At 75.3% G+C, this 21,560-nt stretch carries 20 protein-coding genes; 4 read left to right on the top strand and 16 right to left on the bottom strand.

The features are described from left to right. From ACFYPD_RS08590 to ACFYPD_RS08580, 3 genes are read right to left on the bottom strand one after another with little or no spacing between them, the layout of a single operon-like run. A complete protein-coding gene (locus ACFYPD_RS08590; RefSeq protein ID WP_387110610.1) occupies window positions 1–795 on the bottom strand; it encodes an MlaE family ABC transporter permease in 795 nt (264 codons plus the stop codon). Window positions 796–805: 10 nt separating this feature from the next. Continuing rightward, window positions 806–1,576, bottom strand: a complete 771-nt coding sequence (locus ACFYPD_RS08585; RefSeq protein WP_387110419.1) for an MlaE family ABC transporter permease — start codon at window positions 1,574–1,576, stop codon at window positions 806–808. Next, window positions 1,573–2,541 carry an ABC transporter ATP-binding protein gene (locus ACFYPD_RS08580; protein ID WP_387110417.1) on the bottom strand — a complete coding sequence of 323 codons (969 nt, stop codon included), beginning with the start codon at window positions 2,539–2,541 and terminating at the stop codon, window positions 1,573–1,575. The genes ACFYPD_RS08585 and ACFYPD_RS08580 overlap by 4 nt, the downstream gene beginning before the upstream one ends. 165 nt (window positions 2,542–2,706) lie before the next feature. Here ACFYPD_RS08580 and shbA point away from each other — a divergent pair, with 165 nt between their 5' ends. From shbA to ACFYPD_RS08565, 3 genes are read left to right on the top strand one after another with little or no spacing between them, the layout of a single operon-like run. After that, complete coding sequence (shbA, locus tag ACFYPD_RS08575) at window positions 2,707–3,285, top strand: RNA polymerase sigma factor ShbA (protein ID WP_387110415.1); 579 nt, start codon at window positions 2,707–2,709, stop codon at window positions 3,283–3,285. Beyond that, window positions 3,282–4,118, top strand: a complete 837-nt coding sequence (locus ACFYPD_RS08570) for an anti-sigma-D factor RsdA (protein ID WP_387110413.1) — start codon at window positions 3,282–3,284, stop codon at window positions 4,116–4,118. The genes shbA and ACFYPD_RS08570 overlap by 4 nt, the downstream gene beginning before the upstream one ends. 42 nt (window positions 4,119–4,160) lie before the next feature. Next, on the top strand, window positions 4,161–5,771 hold the full coding sequence (locus tag ACFYPD_RS08565) for an ATP-binding protein (protein ID WP_387110412.1): 1,611 nt from the start codon (window positions 4,161–4,163) through the stop codon (window positions 5,769–5,771). Window positions 5,772–5,793: 22 nt separating this feature from the next. Here the strand turns inward: ACFYPD_RS08565 and ACFYPD_RS08560 are convergent, their stop codons facing one another. The 4 genes from ACFYPD_RS08560 to ACFYPD_RS08545 form a co-directional block, all read right to left on the bottom strand. Beyond that, the gene (locus tag ACFYPD_RS08560; protein WP_387110410.1) at window positions 5,794–6,870 is read right to left on the bottom strand and encodes a hypothetical protein; all 1,077 of its coding nucleotides are present in this window, start codon (window positions 6,868–6,870) and stop codon (window positions 5,794–5,796) included. After that, a complete protein-coding gene (locus ACFYPD_RS08555; RefSeq protein ID WP_387110409.1) occupies window positions 6,867–7,214 on the bottom strand; it encodes a PadR family transcriptional regulator in 348 nt (115 codons plus the stop codon). Before ACFYPD_RS08555 ends, ACFYPD_RS08560 begins: the two co-directional genes overlap by 4 nt. A gap of 42 nt (window positions 7,215–7,256) precedes the next feature. Continuing rightward, on the bottom strand, window positions 7,257–8,171 hold the full coding sequence (locus ACFYPD_RS08550) for an SPFH domain-containing protein (RefSeq protein ID WP_387110408.1): 915 nt from the start codon (window positions 8,169–8,171) through the stop codon (window positions 7,257–7,259). Window positions 8,172–8,418: 247 nt separating this feature from the next. Next, window positions 8,419–8,604 carry a hypothetical protein gene (locus ACFYPD_RS08545; protein ID WP_387110406.1) on the bottom strand — a complete coding sequence of 62 codons (186 nt, stop codon included), beginning with the start codon at window positions 8,602–8,604 and terminating at the stop codon, window positions 8,419–8,421. Here ACFYPD_RS08545 and ACFYPD_RS08540 point away from each other — a divergent pair, their 5' ends adjacent. Then, on the top strand, window positions 8,605–8,727 hold the full coding sequence (locus ACFYPD_RS08540; protein WP_387110404.1) for a hypothetical protein: 123 nt from the start codon (window positions 8,605–8,607) through the stop codon (window positions 8,725–8,727). It begins immediately after the preceding gene. 18 nt (window positions 8,728–8,745) lie between these two features. Here the strand turns inward: ACFYPD_RS08540 and ACFYPD_RS08535 are convergent, their stop codons facing one another. The 9 genes from ACFYPD_RS08535 to ACFYPD_RS08495 form a co-directional block, all read right to left on the bottom strand. Beyond that, complete coding sequence (locus ACFYPD_RS08535) at window positions 8,746–10,536, bottom strand: hypothetical protein (RefSeq protein WP_387110402.1); 1,791 nt, start codon at window positions 10,534–10,536, stop codon at window positions 8,746–8,748. A gap of 156 nt (window positions 10,537–10,692) precedes the next feature. Beyond that, window positions 10,693–11,514, bottom strand: coding sequence for an HpcH/HpaI aldolase/citrate lyase family protein (locus ACFYPD_RS08530; protein WP_387110400.1), 822 nt, complete (start codon window positions 11,512–11,514; stop codon window positions 10,693–10,695). Next, the gene (locus ACFYPD_RS08525; protein ID WP_387110398.1) at window positions 11,514–12,707 is read right to left on the bottom strand and encodes a CaiB/BaiF CoA transferase family protein; all 1,194 of its coding nucleotides are present in this window, start codon (window positions 12,705–12,707) and stop codon (window positions 11,514–11,516) included. The genes ACFYPD_RS08530 and ACFYPD_RS08525 overlap by 1 nt, the downstream gene beginning before the upstream one ends. Next, window positions 12,704–14,854 carry an alpha/beta hydrolase-fold protein gene (locus ACFYPD_RS08520; protein WP_387110396.1) on the bottom strand — a complete coding sequence of 717 codons (2,151 nt, stop codon included), beginning with the start codon at window positions 14,852–14,854 and terminating at the stop codon, window positions 12,704–12,706. The genes ACFYPD_RS08525 and ACFYPD_RS08520 overlap by 4 nt, the downstream gene beginning before the upstream one ends. Continuing rightward, a complete protein-coding gene (locus ACFYPD_RS08515) occupies window positions 14,851–16,797 on the bottom strand; it encodes an SUMF1/EgtB/PvdO family nonheme iron enzyme (RefSeq protein WP_387110394.1) in 1,947 nt (648 codons plus the stop codon). The genes ACFYPD_RS08520 and ACFYPD_RS08515 overlap by 4 nt, the downstream gene beginning before the upstream one ends. Then, window positions 16,794–17,726, bottom strand: coding sequence for a ribokinase (locus ACFYPD_RS08510; protein WP_387110392.1), 933 nt, complete (start codon window positions 17,724–17,726; stop codon window positions 16,794–16,796). The genes ACFYPD_RS08515 and ACFYPD_RS08510 overlap by 4 nt, the downstream gene beginning before the upstream one ends. Beyond that, window positions 17,723–19,102 carry an ADP-ribosylglycohydrolase family protein gene (locus tag ACFYPD_RS08505; RefSeq protein ID WP_387110391.1) on the bottom strand — a complete coding sequence of 460 codons (1,380 nt, stop codon included), beginning with the start codon at window positions 19,100–19,102 and terminating at the stop codon, window positions 17,723–17,725. Before ACFYPD_RS08505 ends, ACFYPD_RS08510 begins: the two co-directional genes overlap by 4 nt. Further along, window positions 19,099–20,232 carry an ADP-ribosylglycohydrolase family protein gene (locus tag ACFYPD_RS08500; protein WP_387110390.1) on the bottom strand — a complete coding sequence of 378 codons (1,134 nt, stop codon included), beginning with the start codon at window positions 20,230–20,232 and terminating at the stop codon, window positions 19,099–19,101. Before ACFYPD_RS08500 ends, ACFYPD_RS08505 begins: the two co-directional genes overlap by 4 nt. A gap of 2 nt (window positions 20,233–20,234) precedes the next feature. Further along, complete coding sequence (locus ACFYPD_RS08495) at window positions 20,235–21,530, bottom strand: ABC transporter substrate-binding protein (RefSeq protein WP_387110388.1); 1,296 nt, start codon at window positions 21,528–21,530, stop codon at window positions 20,235–20,237. Window positions 21,531–21,560: the final 30 nt, after the last annotated feature.

The following is a 21,560-nucleotide window of genomic DNA, read 5'->3' as shown; positions in this document are numbered from 1 at the left end:
TCACCCCGCGATCCGGACGGTGGTGGTGGCGCCCCAGATGGCCAGGGACAGGAAGAAGTCGACGACGTTGACCGCGACGATCGCGGTCCGCACGGCCCGGCCGACGGCGACGCCGACCGCCGCCGGCCCGCCCTTCGCGGTGTAGCCGTACCAGCAGTGCACCAGCACCACGATCACGCTGAACACCAGCACCTTGCCGAAGGACCACAGCACGTCCTCGGGCGGCAGGAACAGGTGGAAGTAGTAGTCGTAGGTGCCGGCGGACTGTCCGAAGTAGCCGACCGCGATGGTGCGGGTGGCCAGGTAACTGGCGAGCAGGCCGACCACGTACAGCGGGATCACCGCGACGAAACCGGCGATCATGCGGGTGGTGACCAGGAACGGCAGCGAGGGCACGCCCATCACCTCCAGCGCGTCGACCTCCTCGGAGATCCGCATGGCGCCGAGCTGGGCGGTGAAGCCGCAACCGACCGTGGCCGACAGCGCCAGCGCGGCCACCAGCGGCGAGATCTCCCGGGTGTTGAAGTACGCCGAGACGAAGCCGGTGAAGGCGCTGCTGCCGATCTGGTCGAGCGCCTGGTAGCCCTGGAGGCCGACCTCGGTGCCGGTGAAGAAGGTGAGGAAGCAGATCACCCCGACGGTGCCGCCGAGCACGGCGAGCGCGCCGGTGCCGAAGCTGACCTCGGCCAGCAGCCGGATCACCTCGCGGCGGTAGCGGCGCAGGGTGCGCGGCGCCCAGGCCAGGGCGCGCAGGTGGAAGGCGAGCTGCCCGCCCAGGTCGTCGAGATACCGCAGGACCGTCACGTCAGCTCCCCTTCTGCGGGACGACCTGGAAGTACACGGCCGTGACCACGAAGTTCAGCGCGAACAGCAGCATGAAGGTGATCACCACGCTGCGGTTGACCGCGTCGCCGACGCCCTTCGGCCCGCCCTTCGCGGTCATTCCCTGGTGGCTGGCGACCAGCGCGGCGGCGGCACCGAACAGCAGCGCCTTCACCTCGCCGACCAGCAGGTCGGGCAGCTGGCCGAGGGCCTGGAAGCTGGCCAGGTACGCCCCGGGCGTGCCGCCCTGGAGCACCACGTTGAACGCGTAGCCGCCGGTCACGCCGACCACGCTGACCAGGCCGTTGAGCAGCACCGCCACCAGCATCGAGGCGAGCACCCGGGGCACCACGAGGCGGTGGATCGGGTCGATCCCGAGCACCTGCATGGCGTCCAGCTCCTCGCGGATCTTGCGGGCGCCGAGGTCGGCGCAGATGGCCGAGCCGCCGGCGCCGGCGATGATCAGCGCGGTGACGATCGGGCCGGCCTCGCGGACCACGGCGAGCACCGAGGCGGCGCCGGTGAACGACTGCGCGCCGAGCTGGCGGACCAGCGAGCCGAGCTGCAGCGCGATGACCGCGCCGAACGGGATGGAGACCAGCGCGGCGGGCAGGATGGACACCGAGCTGATGAACCAGGCCTGCTGCACGAACTCGCGGACCTGCACCGGCCGGCGGCCCAGCCCGCGCAGGGTGTCCAGGCAGAACGCGAAGAACTCGCCGGTGTTCCGGACGGCGGCGACGGGCGCGCTCACACCGCCACCTCGCTCGGGTCGGCCGCCCGGCTGCCCTCGAACGACCCGGGCGGCGGGGTGACGCCGTGCTCGCGGCACCACTGGCCCGGCGGGCGCTCGGCCCGGCGCGGCTGCCCGTCGGAGGCGGGCAGTTGCAGCGGGATCGGCGGCAGCGGCGGGAGTTCCACGCCGGCCTGCGCCTCGGCCGCGAGCTCCTCGGCGTCCTTCTCCTCGGCCATCCCGATCGGGCCGATCCGCTGGGCGTTGAGGAACTGCCGGACCACCGGCTCGGTGCTGGACAGCAGCATCTCCCGCGGCCCGAACATGGCCAGGTGCCCGTGGTAGATCAGGCCGATGTTGTCCGGCACCGTCCGGGCGGTGTTGATGTCGTGGGTGACGATCAGGAAGGTCGCCTCGGTGCGCTGGTTGAGGTCGACGATGAGCTGGTTGAGGTAGGCGGTCCGCACCGGGTCCAGCCCGGAGTCCGGCTCGTCGAAGAGGATGATCTGCGGGTCGAGGACGAGCGCCCGGGCCAGCCCGGCCCGCTTGCGCATCCCGCCGGAGATCTCGCCGGGCAGCTTGTGCTCGGCGCCGACCAGGCCCACCATCTCCAGCTTCTCGGTGACCACGGCCCGGATCTGCGACTCGGAGCGGCGGGTGTGCTCGCGCAGCGGGAACGCCACGTTGTCGTAGATGGTCATCGAGCCGAACAGCGCGCCGTCCTGGAACAGCACGCCGAACAGCTTGCGGACCTCGTACAGCTCGCGCTCGGAGAGCTTCGGCAGGTCCCGGCCCTCGATGAGGACGGAGCCCCGGTCGGGCCGGAGCAACCCGACCAGCGTCTTGAGGAACACCGACTTGCCCGTGCCGGAGGGTCCCAACAGGACGGAGATCTCCCCGGCGGGCAGGGTCAGGGTGAGGTCCGACCAGACCGGGTGCCCGCCGAAGGACTTGGTCAGTCCGCGTACCGCGACCTCGACGCCCATCGTTCCCCTCCCTTCGTGTCCTACCTGGGACATCGGGCGGGGTCGACCGGACGCAACAACTACTTTCCGTCACGGTCCGGGGACGACCGGCGAGCTATGCAAAACCCCGGAGGTGTCGATAACGTGCCGGAAACCGGCCGGCGATGAGGATGTTCCACGAACGCCATGACGACAGTGATCGAGTCCGAACTCGTCCGCCGGGCCGCCGCGGGCGACCCGGCGGCGGTCGAGGAGCTGCTCGTCGGCGTACGTCCGGGCCTGGTCCGCTACTGCCGGGCCCGGCTGGGCCGGGTGGGCGGGGCGTACACCACCGCCGACGACGTGGCCCAGGAGGTGTGCGTGGCCGTGCTGCGCGCGCTCCCCCGCTACCGCGAGCAGGGCGTCCCGTTCGCCGCGTTCGTCTACGGCATCGCCGCGCACAAGGTGGCCGACGCCCAGCGCTCCGCCGTCCGCGACGCCGCGGTCACCCCCACTGACACTCCCGTCGAGCGACCGGACGCCGCACCGGGTCCCGAGCAGCAGGCGATGGCGAGCGACCTTGCCCGGCGGCTGTCCGCCCTGCTCGACCGGCTCCCCGACGTGCAGCGGGAGATCATCCTGCTGCGGGTCGCGGCGGGGCTGTCCGCGGAGGAGGTCGGCGGCATCGTCGGCATGTCGGCGGCGGCGGTCCGGATGGCCCAGTCCCGCGCCCTGACCCGGCTCCGTACCCTGGCCGGGGGCTCACTGGACGAGGTGGCGGCATGACCGGGCGAACGCCGGGCGACGGCGACGACGCGATGGACCTGGGGACCATCGCGCGCGACGACGCGCTGCTCGACGCGCTCGGCCGCGGCGAGGCCCCGCCCGAGGGCGACGCGCTCGCCGGGCTGCTCGCCCTCTGGCGGGCCGAGTTCGCCGAGGAGCCGGCAACCGCGGTACGCCCCGGCGCGCCGGCCCCCGCCGACGAGGCGCCCGCTCGACGGGCGGTCCGCCGCCCCCGCCCCTGGACGCTGCGGCTGGCGGCCGCCGCCGTGGCGCTGCTGGCGCTGGTCTCCGGGCTCGGCATCGGCAGCCGCGACGCCGGACCGGGCAGCCCGCTCTGGTCGCTGACGCGGCTGCTGCACCCGCAGCAGGCCGAGGTCCGCGGCATCGAGGACACCGTCGACCGGGCCCGGACGGCCCTGGACGCCGGCCGGCTGGACGACGCCGATGCGCTGGTCGCGCAGGGCCGCCGGGACCTCGCCCGGGTCGAGGACCCGGCGGCCGTCACGCGGTTGGGCGCCGCGCTCGACCTCCTGGCCCACGACCTGGCGGCGGCCCGGGCGACGACCGCGCCGCCGACCACCGCGCCGGCCGGCACCGCCCCGGCCACCCCCGCGCCCACCGCCGTGCCGAGCCCCACCGTCGGCGGTACGTCCCGGCCGGCTCCCGCCACCTCGGGTGGCACGCCGAGGTCCGGGTCGAATCGTCCGCCGACCCCGGCCGGCAGTCCGCTGCTGCCGCTGCCCCGGCTGCCGCTGCCGCTGCCGTCGGTGTCGGTGTCCGGGCTTCCACTGCCCGAGCTGCCGCTGCCCACCGGTGGCGCGCTGCTCGACTGAGCGCGTCCGCGCGATTAACCGGCACTCGGTTACTGTGCTGCCGTGAGCAGCGCAGCGACGGCCGCCACGACCGTCACCGAGGGACGCCCGGCGCGGATGACCACGAGCCGGCGGCTGAGCGTCATGATGCTGGGGATGACCGTGCTGGTGCTCACCGGCGGCGGGGTGGGCGCGGTGGCGCTGTCCCACACCGCGGCGGTCTCCAACCGGCTGGCCGACCACATCTCCCCGGCCCGCACCGCGGTGAGCCGGCTGGAGAGCGGGCTGCTGGAGCAGGTGGCGGCGGTCCGCGGGTACGTCGTCACCGGCGACCCAGAGGTGCTGCGCCCGTACGACGAAGGAGTGGCCGCCGAGCGCGCGACCGCTCAGCGGGCCCGCGACCTGCTCGCCGGCGAGCCGGACGCGCGCCGTGAGCTGGACACGGCGCTGGTCCTCGCGGAGCGCTGGCGGGCCGAGTACCCGGCCCGGCTGATCGCCGCCCGGCGGGCCGGCACGGGCGCGGCGGAGCTGGCGCCGGTGGTGCGGCAGGCCGGGGTCGCGTTCGAGGCCGCGCAGGCGGCGCTGACCGGCCTGGAGGCCCGGCTGGACCGGGAACAGGCGGCCGGCCGGGCCGACCTGGACGGGGCCCGCGCGCTGCGGGACCTCCTCTTCGTGGCGATCCTGGCCACCCTGCTGCTGTCCAGCATCGTCATCTCGGTGCTGGTCCGCACCACGGTGCTGCGCCCGCTGGACCGGCTGGGCGCCTCGGTGCGGCGGGTCGCCGGCGGCGATTTCGAGCACCGCCTCGCCCCGGAGGGGCCGGCCGACATCGCCCGGCTCACCGCCGACGTGGAGACCATGCGGCAGCGGGTGGTAGACGCGTTGCACACCAGCCGCCGCCACCGGGACGCCCTCGAACAGCAGGCCGCCGAGCTGCGCCGGTCCAACGAGGACCTGGAGCAGTTCGCCTACGTGGCCTCGCACGACCTGCAGGAGCCGCTGCGCAAGGTGGCGTCGTTCTGCCAGATGCTGCACCGCCGCTACGCCGACCAGCTCGACGACCGGGCCCGGCAGTACATCGGGTACGCGGTGGACGGGGCGACCCGGATGCAGAACCTGATCAACGACCTGCTGGCGTTCTCCCGGATCGGCCGGGTCTACAGCGACGACCGGGAGGTGGACCTGGCCGCCGTCCTCGCCCAGGCCGAGTCGAACCTCTCCCACCCGATCGCCGAGGCGGGCGCCGAGATCGTCGCGGACCGGCTGCCCGTGGTGCACGGCGACCCGACGCTGCTCACCATGCTCTGGCAGAACCTGCTCGGCAACGCGGTGAAGTTCCGCCACCCCGACCGGGCGCCCCGGGTCCGGGTGGCGGTCACCGAGGACGAGGCCGGCTGGGAGTTCGCCGTGGCGGACAACGGCATCGGCGTCGACCCCCGCTACGCCGACAAGATCTTCCTGATCTTCCAGCGGCTGCACCCCCGGGGCTCCTACGACGGGACCGGGATCGGGCTGGCCATCTGCAAGAAGATCATCGAGTACCACGGCGGCACGCTGCGGCTGGACGACGGATACGCCGAGGGCGCCCGGTTCGTCTTCACCCTGCCGAGGCCGGCCGCGACGGTCGCCGTGCCCGAGCAGGCGGGCGAGCGGGCACCGGTGGCCCCGGCCTGAGCGCGGGGCCACCGGCCGCGGCTCAGCCGGCGGGGCGCTCCCGGTCGGCGGCCCGGCCCAGCGCCACCATCCGCAGCGTCTCCTCGCGCCGGCGCACCAGCAGCACCCCGGCCAGGAAGGTGACCGGCGGCACGAGCACGAGCATGAGCCACTGGGCCGGCACCAGCGCGATGGTGTGTCCCATGTGCACGGTGGACACCGCCCACCCGGCCAGCGCGGTGTCGATGACCAGAGCCAGCGCGGCGACCGGCGCCAGCAGGACGGCGATCCGCCGGCGGACCGGCCGGTCCAGGGTTGCCAGGGCGGCGACGGCGGCCAGGGCCGCGGCGGCGAGCCCGGCGACGTAGAGCCAGATCACCAGCTCGCTGCGGGCTTCCAGGTCGTACAGCACGTAGACGGGGTGGCTGTCGGCGGAGACCTGGAAGGATGGCCGGGTCAGCCGGCTGACCGCCAGGACCGACACCACCGCGAGGCACGCGGCCACCAGCACCGCCAGCCGGCGCACGCCGAGGACCGCGACGGCCCGGCGAGCCGGGGCGGGCACGGTGAGTGCGGCCGAGGCCACCACGGCGAGGGCGAACTGGGGCAGGGTGTCGACCACGTATGTCGGCTGGTCGCCCACCCCCGGCCCGACCAGCACGAGCCATCCGCCGACCCCGGCCCAGGCCAGGCCGGCGGCCACGCGGGGCAGCCCGGCCAGCGCGGTCACCGCCACCGTCGCCCAGCCGGCCACGCGCAGCCAGTCGACCAGGTCGGGGGCGGCCGGGCGCACCGGCGGCGGCAGGGACGGGTCCAGCAGAAGCTGGTCGAGCAGGTTGCGCCCGGCCCCGGCGCAGAGGACCAGCGCCACCAGGACGCCGGTGACGGCGGCGGCGTCGGCCCAGGCCGGCTCGGTGAACCCCCGTGCGCCCACCCTCAGCCGGGCCCGCAGGCCGGCGCCGACCAGGTCGACCGTGTCCCGCGGCCCGGGCCGGGTCTGCCCGGGCCGCGCGCCGGCCAGGAGGACGGCCACCATCTCCTCCTCGTACACCCGGCGGTGTTCCCAGGGGTGGACGGCGAGCAGCCGGCGGTAGCGGCGTTCCAGCTCGGCGGCGCTCACGCCACCCCTCCCCCGGGCAGCAGGCCGGCGGCGCGCAGCCGGCGGCCGGCGGTGTCGGCGTTGCGGCGCAGCCGGGCCGCCTCGTCGGCGAGCCGGGTCGCGCCCAGCGCGGTGAGCCGGTAGTAGCGGCGCAGCCGGGACTGCACGACCTCCTCGCGCTCGACCTCGATGAGGCCGTCGGCGCGCAGCCGGTCGAGGGCGGCGTAGAGGGTGCCGGCGCGCAACCGGACCCGCCCGTCGGAGATGCGCAGCACGTCCTCGATGACCGCGTAGCCGTGCCGGGGTGTCTCGGCGAGCGCGGTGAGGACCAGGAACGTCGGTTCCCGTAGGGGGCTGTCGGTCATGCCGGCGAGCATATACCGGCTATCGGTATATACGCCGCCCCGTCATGATGCCGGCCGGCGCCCGTCCCCGTCGGCGGCGGCCGCGGCGACGTTCTCCGTGACCGGCCCGAGCGCCGGACCCGCCTGCTCCGCCCGGCCCGGCCCGGCCTGCTCCGTCGCGCCCGGCCCGGCCGGTGCGGCCTGCTCGGTGCCCCCGCCGGCGAGCCGGTCGAAGAAGCGCAGAAGCTCGACGGGGAACGGCATGACCAGGGTGCTGTTCTTCTCCGCCGCCACATCCACCACCGTCTGGAGCAGCCGCAGCTGGTACGCCCCCGGCGTGTTCGCCATCGCCCGCGAGGCGTCGGCGAGCCGCCGCGACGCCTGGAACTCGCCGTCCGCCGCGATCACCCGGGCCCGGCGTTCCCGCTCCGCCTCGGCCTGCCGGGACATCGACCGCTTCATCCCCTCCGGCAGCGACACGTCCTTGACCTCCACCCGCTCGATGAGCAGGCCCCACGGCTTCTCGGTGGGCGCGTCGATGACCGTCTTCAGCTCCGCGTTGATCCGGTCCCGGTCCCGCAGCAGCGTGTCCAGATCCGCCTTGCCGATCACCGACCGCAGCGCGGTCTGCGCGACCTGCAGCACCGCCGACGGGTAGTCGCGGACGTTGACCAGGGCCTTCACCGGGTCGACCACCCGGTAGTAGACGACCGCGTCGACGGTGAGCGTGACGTTGTCCCGGGTGATCACCCCCTGCGCGGGCACCCCGATCACCGTGGTCTGCATGCTCACCCGCACCATCCGGTCGGCGACCGGAATGATCAGCTGGAAGCCGGGCTGCCGGATGCGCTCCAGCACCCGGCCGAACCGGAACACCACGCCACGCTGGTACTGCTGCACCAGACGGATGCTCAGCGAGGCCACGAGCACCACGAGCACCACGACGATGACCAGCACGACGACGGCGGCGGCTGCCATGGTCTCCCTCGATCCCGGAGGCGCCCGCCTCCCGGCGGCGCGCGTACCCGCTCCCCGGCGCTTCACGCCTGCCGCGCTTCACGAGTGCGCGCTTCACGCCTGCCGCCGGGCCCGCACCGGTTCCGCCGGGCGCGGCATGGCCGCGGTGCCCGTGACCCGCACCCGGCCATCCCGCCGCCGCCGCTGTGAATCTTGGCGACCGTTAGCAGCGCACGGAAACCCTCCAAGATCGGACTGTGCGCCCTGGTTAGTCCTGCGTCGGGCGGTGCTCGGCGATCCACCGCTCCACGTCCCGCTTGCGCCAGACCTTGCCCATCTGGAGAACGGCGACCGGGTCGGGAAAGCCCTTCGCGTTCGTGATGACGTTGACACGCTGGCGGCTGATGCCGCCGAGCATGTCCCGAATCTCCGCCGCGCCGACGAGGCCGTACACATGGCCGGCTGCCTGTTCGACGCCGCGGGCGACCTGTACCGCCTCAACCCCGACGATATGCCCGGCGCGGATGCCTTGTATGTGCGGTTCGTGGGGTGGACACGGCGACGGCTGGTCGAGTGAGCCCTCGTCGCGTCGGGTTCAGAAGCGGCGGGCGGTCGGGATGCCGCGGGGTGGGGCCTGGCGCAGCAGCCAGACCGGGTTACTCGCCCCGACGATCTCCCCACCGCGCCCCCGGACCTGGGTGCGGAGGTACGCGCCGACGCCCACCTCCACCGGCACGTCGTGCCAGCCCTCGCGGAGCTGCCGCCACGGGACCTGTCCGACCCGGATCGCCGGGGTCGGGTCCGCGACGCCGGCCAGGTCGACCGTGCCGGTGACCACCTCCAGGGTGGCGCCGGCCGGCAGGTCGGTGGCGCGCAGCCGCACGGTCGGGTCGGTGGCGTCGGTCGTCACCACGGCGCCCATCGCGCTGCGCCCGCCGAACTCCAGGTCGAGAGCGCCCCGGTAGCGGGCCAGGTCGGTGAACCAGGCCTGCCCGGCGCGCAGCGCCGCCACCAGGTCGTCGCGGCCGGTAGAGGCCGCCCAGACGTACGTGACGTGCCGGTCCCGCCCGGCCCGCCAGTCGGTGCCGTCGTGGTCGTCCGTCACGCCGACGGCGGTGACCGGGATGGCGTTGCGAGCCGCCACGTCGTACGCCCAGAGGTGGTCGTCGACCGGATCGCGACCGATCTCGATCAGGTCGACGCCGAGCGCGTGCCGCTCCACCAGCAGCCGGGCGAGGGACTCGCGGCGTTCCACGTCGAGGGGGTGGTTCCAGCAGACCACCCCGCCGTGACCGTGCAGGAACTCCACCATCCGTTCGGTCGCCCCGACGTCGTTGTCCCGGTACGGCGGGGACGGGAAGGACGGCAGCGTCTGATCGCCGCCGAACCAGTTGAGGTGCCGGACCATTGACACCTCGTAGGCGCGGTGGTGGGTGACCCCCGGGTACGCCCCGGCGTAGCCGCGCAGCACCTCGGCGCGCAGCTCCTCGCCGGCCTGCCCGGCGCGCCGGGCCCGGTCGAAGACCAGCCGGTCGACCACGAACGCGCCGCGGGCGCCGGAACCGACCTGTACTCCGAGGCGCAGCCCGCGCAGCGAGTTGTCCCCGGCGACCAGGTCCGGCCAGAGGCGCCGCACGTCGGCCAGCAGGTCGAGGGTGTGCCGCCGCCAGGCGCCGGCCGGGGCGGGCAGGTCGACGGTGCCGTGCCGGCCGTCGGCGCGGTGCCGGGTCGCGGTCGCCGCGCCGAGGCGGTAGCGGACCACGAGCTGGCCGGCGGGGCGGCCGGCGCCGGCCGGGTGGTGGGACAGCGCGATCTCGACGATCAGCGCGGCGTCCGGGCCCGCGGACTCGGGCAGCACGTCGAGGTGCAGGGTGGTGTCGGAGATGTTCCCCGTGTGCGTCCAGTTCCAGGCCCTGCCGGCGTACCAGAAGGTGCCGGCGCCGGCGGCGGTGAGCCGCAGCGCGCTGCTGCCGGCGTCCTCGTCGGCGGCGTGCGGAGCGGGCACGAAGTCGGCGGCGGAGGCGGTGAGCCGGCCCTCGGTGGACGCCTGCCAGGTCCAGGCGAGCCCGCCCTCGGGCTCCTCGGGGCCGTCGAAGTGGACCATTCGGCGGTGGTCGTGGGCGGCGACGCGGAAGTCGTGGTCGGTCCACCAGAGCACGTCGACGGCATTGCGGCGGGCCTGGTCGAGGTGGGCGGCGTAGCTGGCGACGCCCTCGCTGAACGAGGCGTGCAGGTGCATGGCCATGCTGATCGGCCGCCGTCCGCGTCCCGGTGATGGCGGGTCGCCGGTGGCGGCCAGGCCGACCGGCACGCTGATCCCGGCGACCGCGAGGCCACCGGCGGCGGCGAGCAGGCTCCGCCGGTCCAGCCGCGCCCGATCGCCCATGCCGCTCCCCCGCTCCCCTGCCGGCCCGGGCCAGCGTACGGGCGGCGGCACCGGCCCGGCATCCGGCGATCGTGCGGGCGACGGCGGACCGTCGGGTCAGGCGGCGTGGCGGACGGGCCGTCAGGATAAGGCAGCGCAGCGGGAGGGCTTGTCGGGTCAGGCGGCGTAGCGGGTGGCCAGGTCGACGACCCGGCGGGCGGCGGCCACCATGGCCCGGTCGGCGAACCGCCCGTCGGGCAGCACCACGGTGCCGGAGTCGCGCAGCTGCGCGTCGGCGATCGCGGCGAGGAGTTCCCGGGCCCGGTCCACCTCCCGGTCGGCCGGGCGGAACGCGTCGGCGATTGCCGGCAGCTGGCGTGGGTGGATGGCGGCCCGGCCGAGGAAGCCGAGCCGCCGGCCGGCCGCGCAGGAGGCGGCCAGGCCGTCCAGGTCGGCCACGTCGGCGTACACCGACATGGCTGGCGGCGGCAGGCCGGCCGCGCGGGCCGCGACCACGATCCGGCCGCGGGCCCAGAGCAGGCCCTCGTCGTCGGCGACGCCCAGGTCGGAGCGGAGGTCGGCCTCGCCGAGCCCGAGCGAGGCCACCGCCGGGTGGGCGGCCGCGATGGCGTACGCGGACTCCAGCCCGACGGCCGACTCGACCAGCGGGTGCAGCGGGGTGTCGACCCGGGCGGCCACGGCGGCCACGGTCGTCGGTGACTCCACCTTGGGCAGGCGCAACCCGGCCAGCCCCGGCCGGCCGACGACGGCGGCCAGGTCGGCGTCGAGGTCCGGACCGGTCAGCTCGTTGACCCGGACCTGCACGGGCAGCGGCTGCGGGTCGGCCAGGAACTCGGCGACGGCGTCGCGGGCGTACGCCTTGCGGCCGGCCACGACGGCGTCCTCCAGGTCGAGGATGACCGCGTCGGCGCCGGCGGCGACCGCCTTGGCGAACCGGTCCGGCCGGTCCCCGGGCACGTAGAGCCAGGTGAGCAGCATCAGATCACCCCGCGCTCGCGCAGCGCGGCCAGCTCGTCGCCGGTCAGGCCCAGCGCGCCGAACACCGCGTCGGTGTCCTGGCCGTGGCGGCGGCCGGCGTGCCGGATCTCCCCCGGGCTGTCCGACATCCGGAACGGCACGTTCTGCATCCGCACCTCACCCAGTTCCTCGTCGGGGACGGTGACGACGGTGCCGAGCGCCGCGTACTGCGGGTCGGCGAGGATGTCCCGCACGTCGTAGACGGGGGCCACGGCGGCCTGGGCCGACTCGAACGCGGCCACCACCTCGTCCCGGTCCCGCTTCGCCACCCACGCGCCGACCGCCGCGTCGAGTTCGTCGGCGTGCGCGGCCCGGCCGCTGCCGGTGGCGAACCACGGCTCGTCCACCAGTTCCGGGCGGCCGACGAGGCGGACCACCCGCTCGGCGATGCTCTGCGCGCTGGTGGACACGGCCACCCACCGCCCGTCGGCGCACCGGTAGGTGTTGCGGGGCGCGTTGTTGTTGGACCGGTTGCCCAGCCGGGGCTGCACGTAGCCGAGCTGGTCGTACCAGGTGATCTGCGGGCCGAGCATCGCCATGATCGGCTCGATGATGGCCAGGTCGACCACCTGACCCCGGCCGGTGAGGTCGCGCCCGCGCAGGGCCAGCATGACCGCGTACGCGGCGGCGAGCGCGGTGACCGAGTCGGCCAGCCCGAACGGGGGCAGGGTCGGCGGCCCGTCGGGTTCCCCGGTGGCCGCGGCGAACCCGCTCATCGCCTCGGCGAGAGTGCCGAACCCGGGCCGGGGCGCGTACGGGCCGACCTGCCCGAAGCCGCTGATCCGGGCGATGACCAGCCGCGGGTTGACCGCGTGCAGTTCGTCCGGGCCGAGACCCCAGCGTTCCAGCGTGCCGGGGCGGAAGTTCTCCACCAGCACGTCGGCGTCGGCGAGCAGCCGGCGCAGCAGTTCCCCGCCCTGCGGGTCGGAGAGGTTGAGGGTGACCGTCCGCTTGTTGCGGCCGAGCACCTTCCACCACAGGCCGACGCCGTCGCGGGCGGGGCCGTGCCCCCGGGACGGGTCCGGCTTGGCGGGGTGCTCCACCTTGACCACGTCGGCGCCGAAGTCGCCGAGGAACGCGGCGGCCAGCGGGCCGGCGAAGAGGGTGGCCAGGTCGACCACCTTGACGCCGTGCAGCGGGGCGGTCGTGGTCATGGCGTCCCCTTCGTGGGGTCGACGGCGGCGAGGAACACGTCCCCGTTGCCGAGCGCGGCGCCGCCCGCGGGCGTGCCGGCGGTGCGGCCGCTGACCAGCAGCCGGCCGTCGGGCGCGACGGTGGCGTAGACGTTCTCCTCGCCGAACGGGTCGGCCGCGTCGTCGCGGGCGGTGCCGTACTGGGCGACGGCGACCTGCCGGCCCCTGGCGTCGAGGCGCAGGGTGAGCACGTCCGCGCCGCCGGCCGGCACGCCGAGGGTGCTGCCGGTGAACCCGACCACCGCGACGGAGCCGTCGGCGAGGGCCAGCACGTCGGTGCCGGCGTCCGCGCCGCGCCCGCCGGTGACGGTCCGCCAGCGCGGCGCGCCCGTGGCCGTGTACGCCACGGTCAGCACGTCGCCGGCGGTGGCGCCGGTGGCCACCACCTGGCCGGCGCCGGTGACGGTGACGCCGCCGAGCAGGTCGTCCCCGGCGCCCCCGGCCACGGTCACCCAGTCGCGGGTGCCGTCGGGGGTGAACCGGGCGAGCCAGCCGTCGGCGCCGCCGAGCGGCGTGGTCCCGGGCAGCGCGCCGGAGGTGCCGCCGGCCACGTAGACGCCGTTCGCGTCGGCCGCGACGGCGTACGCCTTGTCCTCGCCGGGGCCGCCGAACTGCCGCGTCCAGGCGAGCGTGCCGTCCGGGGCGATCCGGGCGAGCACCGCGTCCTTGTCGCCCGCGCTGGTCCCGCCGAACGCGCCGCTGGTGTAGCCGGCGACGTAGGCGCCGCCGTCGGGGGCGCCGGTGATCGCGTAGAACCGGTCGGCCTTCGCGGGGTCGCCGGCCTGGGTGAGCCAGGCCCGCTGCCCGGTGGCCGTCAGCTTCGCCACGAACGCGTCGTCGGCGGGGCTGCCCGGGTGCCGGCCGTCGAGGTCGCCGCGGGTGTACCCGGCGGTGAGCACGCCGCCGTCGGGCAGCGGCACCGTCCCGTAGAGCCGGTCGTTGGCGGCGGTGCCGAACTGGTTGGTCCAGCGGACCGTGCGCCGGTCGGCGGCGAGCCGGGTGACCACCGCGTCGAGGCCGCCGGCGTACGGCTGGCCGGCGACGGCGGCGGAGGCTGCGTAGCCGAGGGTGACGTCGCCGTCGGGGTGGGCTGCGACCCCGCCGGCCCAGTCGGCGCCGGCGGTGCCGTGCAGCGGGGCGGGCAGCCCGGCCGGCGGGGTGACGCTGAGCGTGGCGGCCAGATGCTTCAGGCCGTCGACGAAGGCGGGCCGCCAGACGTCCCAGTCGTGCCCGCCGTCGAGGACGCGGAACTCGGCGGCGACGCCGTCGGCGCGGCGGACGGTGTTGTAGAGGGTGGCGGCCTCGTAGTCGAGGTCGTGCGCGGCGTCGGCCGGGTCGGGGTTGGCCCACTCGTCGTCGCCGACGGCGATGAACATCCGCACCGGCGACTCCGGGTCGAGGCCGGGGAGCAGGGCCGGGTAGTTCAGCCGCTCGTACACCTCGTCGGAAAAGAGGTCGTCGCCGTCGCCGAACGCGCCGAACTCGCGGGCCGAGGAGTCCGCCGGCGGCAGCGGCCGGTAGATGGCGGGGCTGAGCACCAGCGCGTTGGCGAAGAGGTCCTGGTGGGCCAGGGCGTAACGCAGCGCGCCGGCGCCGCCCATCGAGTAGCCGCCGACCAGCCGGGCGTTGCGGTGGGCGGCGGTGCGGTACGTGGCGTCGACATGCGCGACGAGGTCGCGGGTGAACCCGGTCTCCACCGGCCGGCCCGGACGGTCGGCGCCGGTGTACGCGGAGTCCACGTACCAGTTGCCGCGCTCGCTCCACGGCGCGTCTGGCAGCACGGCGATCACCGGCGGCACCTCGCCGTCGGCGATCAGCCGGTCCAGGTCGCTCTTCACCCGGGTCCACGCCTGCATGGTGTCGCCGCGCCCGTGCAGCAGGTAGAGGACCGGGAAGCGGGTGCCGGCGTTCGCCGCGTCGGCGTAGCCGTGCGGCAGGTAGACGGTGTAGTCGATGGCGGCGCCCAGGGCCGGCGAGGGGGCGGCGGCGGTGGTGAGGGTGCCGGACCGCTCCTTGCCGGCGACGGCGGTCTCCGGCGCGAGGCCGGCCAGCCCGACGGCGGTCAGCAGGGCGACGAGGGCGGCGCCGGGGCGCCAGGCTCTTCTCATCGGAGGGCTCCTTCGGGCAGGTCGGCGGCGCAGCGGAAGCCGATCGAGGTGGAGCGGCCCAGGCCGGCGCCGGTGAGCAGCAGCTTCACCGACACGTCCGGCGGCTGCGGGCCCCCGTCGAGATACCAGTCGGAGCCCTCCGCCCGGTAGGCGCAGCCGCCCTTGAGGATGACGAACCGGGTCCGCCCGTCGGAGTGCTCGCTCTCGGTCAGGTTCCACACCAGGGGTTCCCGCCGGGCCAGCAGGCCCGCCTCGGCGGCCACCTGCCACTCGTCCTCGGTGGGCAGCCGCAGCCCGGCCCAGTCCGCGTACGCCCGGGCGTCGGCGAGGTCGACCCCGGTGACCGGGGCGTCTGCGGGGCCCTGCCCGGCGGTGAACCGTTCCGGCCGGACCGGCCGGTAGCCGGTGGCGGCGAGGAAGCGCGCGTACTGGCCGTGGGTGACCTCGTGGGTGTCGATGGCGAAGCGGCCGAGCCGGACCTGGCGGCGCAGCGTGCCGGTGTGGTGCAGGCGCGGCGGCAGCGGCTTCCACTCGTCGACGTACGGGGCCTCGCCGTAGAGGCCGGTCTCCCGGACCCGGTGGTGCACGGTCAGCTCGTGCCGGCCACCGGAGAGGGTCACCATGCCGTCGGGCAGGGCCGCGAGCGGCGACCACGGGGTGCGGGCGCGCACGGCGGCCCGGGCCGGGAAGGACGGGTCCCCGGTCGGCGGCTCGTGCCGGAGCACCGGGGTGTCGGTGGCGACCACCGCGGCGATCGCCCCGGCGGGCAGCGGCCCGCCGACGGCCACCCGGCCGTCCTCGAGTTCGGTGACGGCCAGCTCGGCGCCGGTGACCAGGTCGACGAAGCGCCCCGGCCGGGCGTCGGTGAGCAGCCAGGGGCCGTCGTGGTCGGCGCCCCGGTTGACCACCGTCCACAGCGGCTGGTCGTGGGTCCAGCGGGAGGCGTACACCTGGCCGGCGCCGGGGTGGTCGGCGAGCGGGACCCAGTCCTCGGCGCGCAACCACGCGGCGTGGCTGGCCTGCACCCGGCGCATGGCCCGCAGCACGGCCCGGTCCCGCTCGTTCCAGCCGACCCAGACGCCGAAGACGCTCTCCCACACCAGCACACCGCAGCCGTTGAGCCAGGCCGAGTGCAGCTCGTCGAGGTGGTCCCGGTGCCAGCGGCGGGTGTGGTGCAGGACGTGCCGGCGTTCGAACCACTTGGCCCGCAGCACGCCCGGGGTGTCCGAGTCGGCGAACCACTGCGCCCAGGACATGGCGTGGTCGGCGATCCGGGCCAGCGGCACCCGGCTCTCCCCCTCCAGGACCAGGCCGGGGCGGACGGCGTCGAGGGCCTTGCGCAGCTCGCCGGCGCCCTCCTTCAGGGTGTCCAGGAAGACGCCGTCGACGCCCAGCCGGCCGGCCAGCGCGGCGACCTCCTCGGCGTCCGCGCCGGGCTCCCGCCTCGTGCCGGTGTCCCACGGGTTGTAGTCGACGAACACCCGGACGCCGGCGGCTTGGAACGCGCGCACCACCTCGGGCAGCTCGGGCACGTCGCGGTACCAGTCGAACTGGTTGCGCTCGTCCAGCCCGATCACCGGGTACGCGTGCCAGAGCACCACCCCGTCGAAGCCGCCGAAGTCGCGCCGCGCCGCGTCGAGGAACGCCGCCACGGTGAACTCGCCGCGGTCGTGGTCGTACAGCGTCTCGTCCCAGAGCCAGGCGAGGCAGACGCTGAAGCAGTCCCCGGCGATCTCGTCGTAGTGCGCACCGGTGTAGCCGAGCCGGCCGCGGGCGTCGGCCCGCCACCGGGTGAGCTGCTCCCGCCAGGCGGGCCAGTCGGCGGGGTCGTCGGGGGCGGCGAAGATCTTCGCCTCGTCCAGGGTGGTCAGGTCCGCGTGCCCGCCGAGCGGGACCTCGGTGGGCCGGTCGATCGGCCGGGGCACGTACGGGTTGAAGCTCACTCGACCCCTCCGTAGGTGGCGGCGGACAGCGCGTCGATGGCGGCCCGTTCGGGCAGGGCGGTGGACGCACCGGGGCGCTCGGCGCAGGCCGCGCCGGCGGCGCACGCCCAGCGCAGCACGGCGGTGGCCGTGTCCCCGGTGAGCCCACCGCGTTCGGCCAGGGCGACCGCGAGAGCGCCGGTGAACGCGTCGCCGGCGGCCGTGGTGTCCACCGCGTCGACCTTCGGGGCCGGCACCTCGATCCGGGCGCCGTCGGAGTCGGCGTAGGCGGCGCCGCGCGCGCCGAGGGTGAGCACCACCCGGGGCACCAGGTCGACCAGCGAGTCGAGCAGCGCCGCCGGCTCGTCGGTGAACACCCCGGCGACGACCGCCGCCTCGTGCTCGTTGACCACCAGCACGTCGACCAGGTCGAGCAGTTCGGTGGGCAGCGGCCGGGCCGGGGCGGCGTTGAGCACCACGGCGGCGTCACCGGCGCGGGCCCAGCCGGCGGCCCGGGTGACCTCCGACAGCGGCACCTCCAGTTGCAGCAGCAGCACGCCGGCCGCCGCCACCGTGGCGCGGTCGGCGTCGTCGAGGGTCAGCGCGGCGTTCGCGCCGGGTGCGACCACGATGCAGTTCTCCGCCGCGTGGTCGACCGCGATCAGCGCGACCCCGGACGGCCCGTCGACGGTCCGCAGGCCGGCGACGTCGACACCGGCGCCGGCCAGGTTGTCCCGCAGCAGCCCGCCGAACCCGTCGCCGCCGATCGCGCCCACGAAGGCGCAGTCCGCGCCGGCCCGGGCGGCGGCGACCGCCTGGTTGGCGCCCTTCCCGCCGGGCACCATCCGGAAGTCGTCGCCGAGCACCGTCTCGCCGGGACGGGGCAGCTGCGGCGCGGTGACCACCAGGTCCAGGTTGGCGCTGCCGACCACCACCACCCGGGCGCTCATGCGGCACTCCGCACCGAAAGGGCCAGGGTCCGGTCGGCGAGGGCGTCGAAGCCGATGCCGTCGAAGCCGGCGATGCTGCTGGCCAACCGGTTGCGCAGCGGCGCGACCCAGCGCCCCGGCAGCCGGGCGGCGCCGGTGAGCGCCCCGGTGACCGCGCCGACGGTGGCGCCGTTGGAGTCGGTGTCCCAGCCGCCGGCCACCACCGCGCAGATGGACCGTTCCAGGTCGCCCCGCCCGTACGCCAGGGCCGCCGCGACCAGGGCGGCGTTGTTGCGGACGTGCACCCAGTGCAGGTGGCCGTGCCGCGCGTAGAGGGTGTCCACGATGCTCTCCCAGTCGTCACCCCCGGCACCGAGGGCGCGCGCCTCGCGGACGGCGGCGGTGAACCGGCTGCCCGGGGGCAGCACCGACTCGCCGGCGTCCAGCACGGCGTCGACGTCGCCGGCGACCGGCGCCGCCGCGGCCATGGCGGCCACCCAGATCGCCCCGTACGCGCCGGCCCGGACGTGGCTCACGGCCGCGTCGCGCCAGGCGGCCTCGGCGGCCCGGTCGGGGCGGCCGGGGTTGGTCCAGCCGTACACGTCGGTGCGGATCTGCGCGCCGATCCACTCCCGGAACGGGTTGTGCCGGCGGGCGGTGTCCGGCGGGGTGAGGCCGAGCAGCAGGTTGCGGTAGGCGACCCGCTCGGCGGTGAAGACCCGCCCGGCGGGCAGCCAGTCCAGCCAGGCCTGGGCCACGTCGGCGCTGGTGAAGCCGGGACCGTGGGTCTCCAGGACGCGCAGCGCCAGCAGCGGGAAGTTGAGGTCGTCGTCCTCGGGCATGCCGGCGATGTTCTCGGCGAGGCTGGTCGGGGCGCTGCGGCGGTTCCACGGCCAGCGGGCGGCCACGTCGGCCGGCAGCCCCTGCGCCGTGAACCAGTCGCGCAGCGGCCACCGGCCGGTGGCGGAGAGGATCTCCCGGATTCCGTGACGGGGGATCTTCTCCACCGGCTTGCCGAGCAGGCAGCCCGCCGCCCGGCCGAGCCAGGCGCCGTGCAGCCGGTCCCGCTCGACGGTGGTCGGCAGGTCCCACGCGCCCGGCCAGGTCTTGCGGACCCCGTCGAGGTCGTCCGGCTCGTCGGCCGCGTCCGGGCCGGGCAGCGCGTCGGCGGCGTCGAGCAGGTCGACGGCGAGGGCCCGCAGCGCCGGCGGCGCCGGCACCGGCGAGGCCCCGGTGACCGGGGCCGTGACGTCGCCGCCGGCCGCCGCCCAGCGGTCGGCCAGGGCGGTGACGTCGCGGCCCTCGTCGCGGCTCGCGGCCAGTTCGTGCGGCAGCAGGTCCTCCGGCTGCACCCAGCTCAGCCGCAGCCCGGCCGCCGGCGTCCCGGCAGCGCTCATGCCAGCCCGCCGAACCGCTCGGCGCGCCGGGCGAAGCGCTCCCGGTCGCGGTCGAACACCTCGGTGGCGACCCCGGCGAGGACCCGGGCGGGCTCGACCAGGTCGGTGCGGGACGCGGTCGCGACCACCTCCGACCACTCGGCCGGCACCGCCGCCGCGCCGCCGAGCGCCCCGGCGATCGCGCCGGCCATGGTGGCGGTGGAGTCGGCGTCCCGGCCGTAGTTCACCGAGCCGAGCACGGCCGCCCGGTAGTCGCCGCCGGCCACCACGAGCATGCCCAGCGCCACCGGCAGTTCCTCGATGGCGTGCAGCCGGCTCGGGCGGCGGGCGCCCAGGCCGGGGCTGCGGTACTCCTCCCCCACGGTGTCGTAGGGGGCCACCGCGGCGCGCAGCGCCGGGATGGCGGCCTTCCAGTCGTCGTGCCCGCGGGCCTCCTTGACCACCGCGTCGATGGCGGCGCGGGTGCCGTCGCGGGCCAGGTCGAGGGTGGCGGCCACGACGTCGTCGACGCTCGCGCCGGGGGTCGCGGCGGCGGCGACCGCGGCGGCGAAGACCGCCGCGGCCTCCCGGCCGTAGCTCTGCTGGTGCGCCCCGGCGATCTCCACGGCCTCGGCGTACGCCCCGGCCGGGTCACCGGCGTTGACGATGCCGACCGGCGCCATGTACATGGCGGCGCCGCAGTTGACGATGTTGCCGACGCCCGCCTCGCGCGGGTCGGCGTGGGCGTGGTGCAGGCGGGTGACCAGCCACCGCTCGGCCGCGGCCAGGCGGTGGAAGGTCACCCCGTCCCGCTCCAGGTCCGGGATGTACACCACCCGCTCGATCAGGTCGGGGACGAGCAGTTCCACCACGTCGTACGCGTCGAGGTGGTCCCGCTTGGCCGCGTACGCCCGGACCAGGGCGTGGGTCATCAACGTGTCGTCGGTGATGTGCCCGTCGCCCTTGTGGTACGGCGCGAGTGGCCGCGCGGTGGCCCAGTCGGCGTGGTACGGGGGGACGATCCCCTCGACCCAGCCGCCGAAGCGGGTGCGGATCTGCTCCGGGAGTGCCGTCTCGGTGGCCCCGCCGAGGGCGTCGCCCACCGCGGCGCCGACCAGGCAACCGACCGACGTGTCGAGCAAGAGTGACATGGTTACCTCAGAACCTGCTTGCCACCGTCGACCAGCTGCGTGCCGAGCTGGTCCAGGGTGATCTTGTTGGCGAAGTACTGCTGGAGGGCCGGGGTGGCGTACTTGGTCTTCCACTCCGGGTAGCCGTCGGCCTTCTGGAACGGGGCGACGGTCAGGTCGGCGGCGCTGTCCGCGGCGACGTCCCAGCCCTGCTTGCCGTTCGTGAGCTTGACCAGCTCCTGGTTGGCCTGCTTGCCGGTGGGCACCAGCCAGTCACCCTTGGCCAGGGCGGCCATGTTGGTCGGGTTCAGGAACCACTCCAGGAACTGCGCGGCCTGCTTCTTGTGCTTGCTGTCCTCGGCGATGGACAGGGTCTGCGGGTTGGCCGCCTGCTTGGCGGAGAGGCCCTTGATCGGCGGGAGGGTCACCCACTCGAAGCCGGCGGGGGCCTGCTCGACCATCTGCTGGCGCAGCGAGACCGAGCCCGGGAGCATCGCGTACTTGCCGCCGAAGAAGCCGGGCAGGGTGTCCGCTCCGCTCATGCCGAGCGCCTCCGGGGAGGCCGACTTGGTCGTGTAGAGCATGTCGTGGATCCGCTTCGGCACCTCCTTCTCCGCGTCGCCGACCTTGACCTCGGTCTTGCCGCCGTCGCTGTAGAAGAACTTGCCGTCGTAGTTCAGCGCCAGGTTCAGCACCCGGTTCGTGGGCGACTTGAGCGCCCAGGCGGCGCCGTACTGGCCGGGCTTGGTGAGCTTCTGGGCGTTGGCCTGGAACTCGTCCCAGGTCCAGCCGCCGTCGGCGGGCGGGACGGCGACGCCGGCGGCGTCGAGGAGCTTCTTGTTGGCGATGACGACCTGCGATTCCAGCAGGAACGGCACGCCGGTGACCTTGCCGTCGAAGGTGGCGGTGTCCCAGACGCCCGGGTCGATCTGGCCCTTGAAGTCGTCACTCAGCAGCTTGGAGACGTCGGCCAGGTAGCCCTGCTTGCTGAACTCGCCGATCGCCGAGGCCTCGTAGTGCACGACGTCGGCCACGTCGCCGCCCTCGAACGAGGTGACCAGCTGGTCGTGGATCGAGTTCCAGTCGCCCTGGACGTACTCGACCTGGATGTCCGGGTGCTCGGCGTTCCACTTGGCGACCAGGTCCTTGTTGGCCTGCAGCGACTCCTTCTGCCAGGCGAGGCTGAGGAAGCGCAGCTTGACCGGGCCGGACGAGTTCTCGTCCTCGCCGCCGCCGTCACCGCACGCGGTGAGGGCGCCGAGCCCGACGACCGCGACCGCGGCGGCCGCGGCGAGTCGACGGAACCTGCTACGGAGCATGGGGGATTCCTCCTTGGTGATGGGTGTGGG

The organism is Micromonospora sp. NPDC005299 (assembly GCF_042872345.1).
GTDB lineage: Bacteria > Actinomycetota > Actinomycetes > Mycobacteriales > Micromonosporaceae > Micromonospora.
Note: the sequence above shows the minus strand (reverse complement) of the source record. Positions and strands in the feature narration are given on the sequence as shown.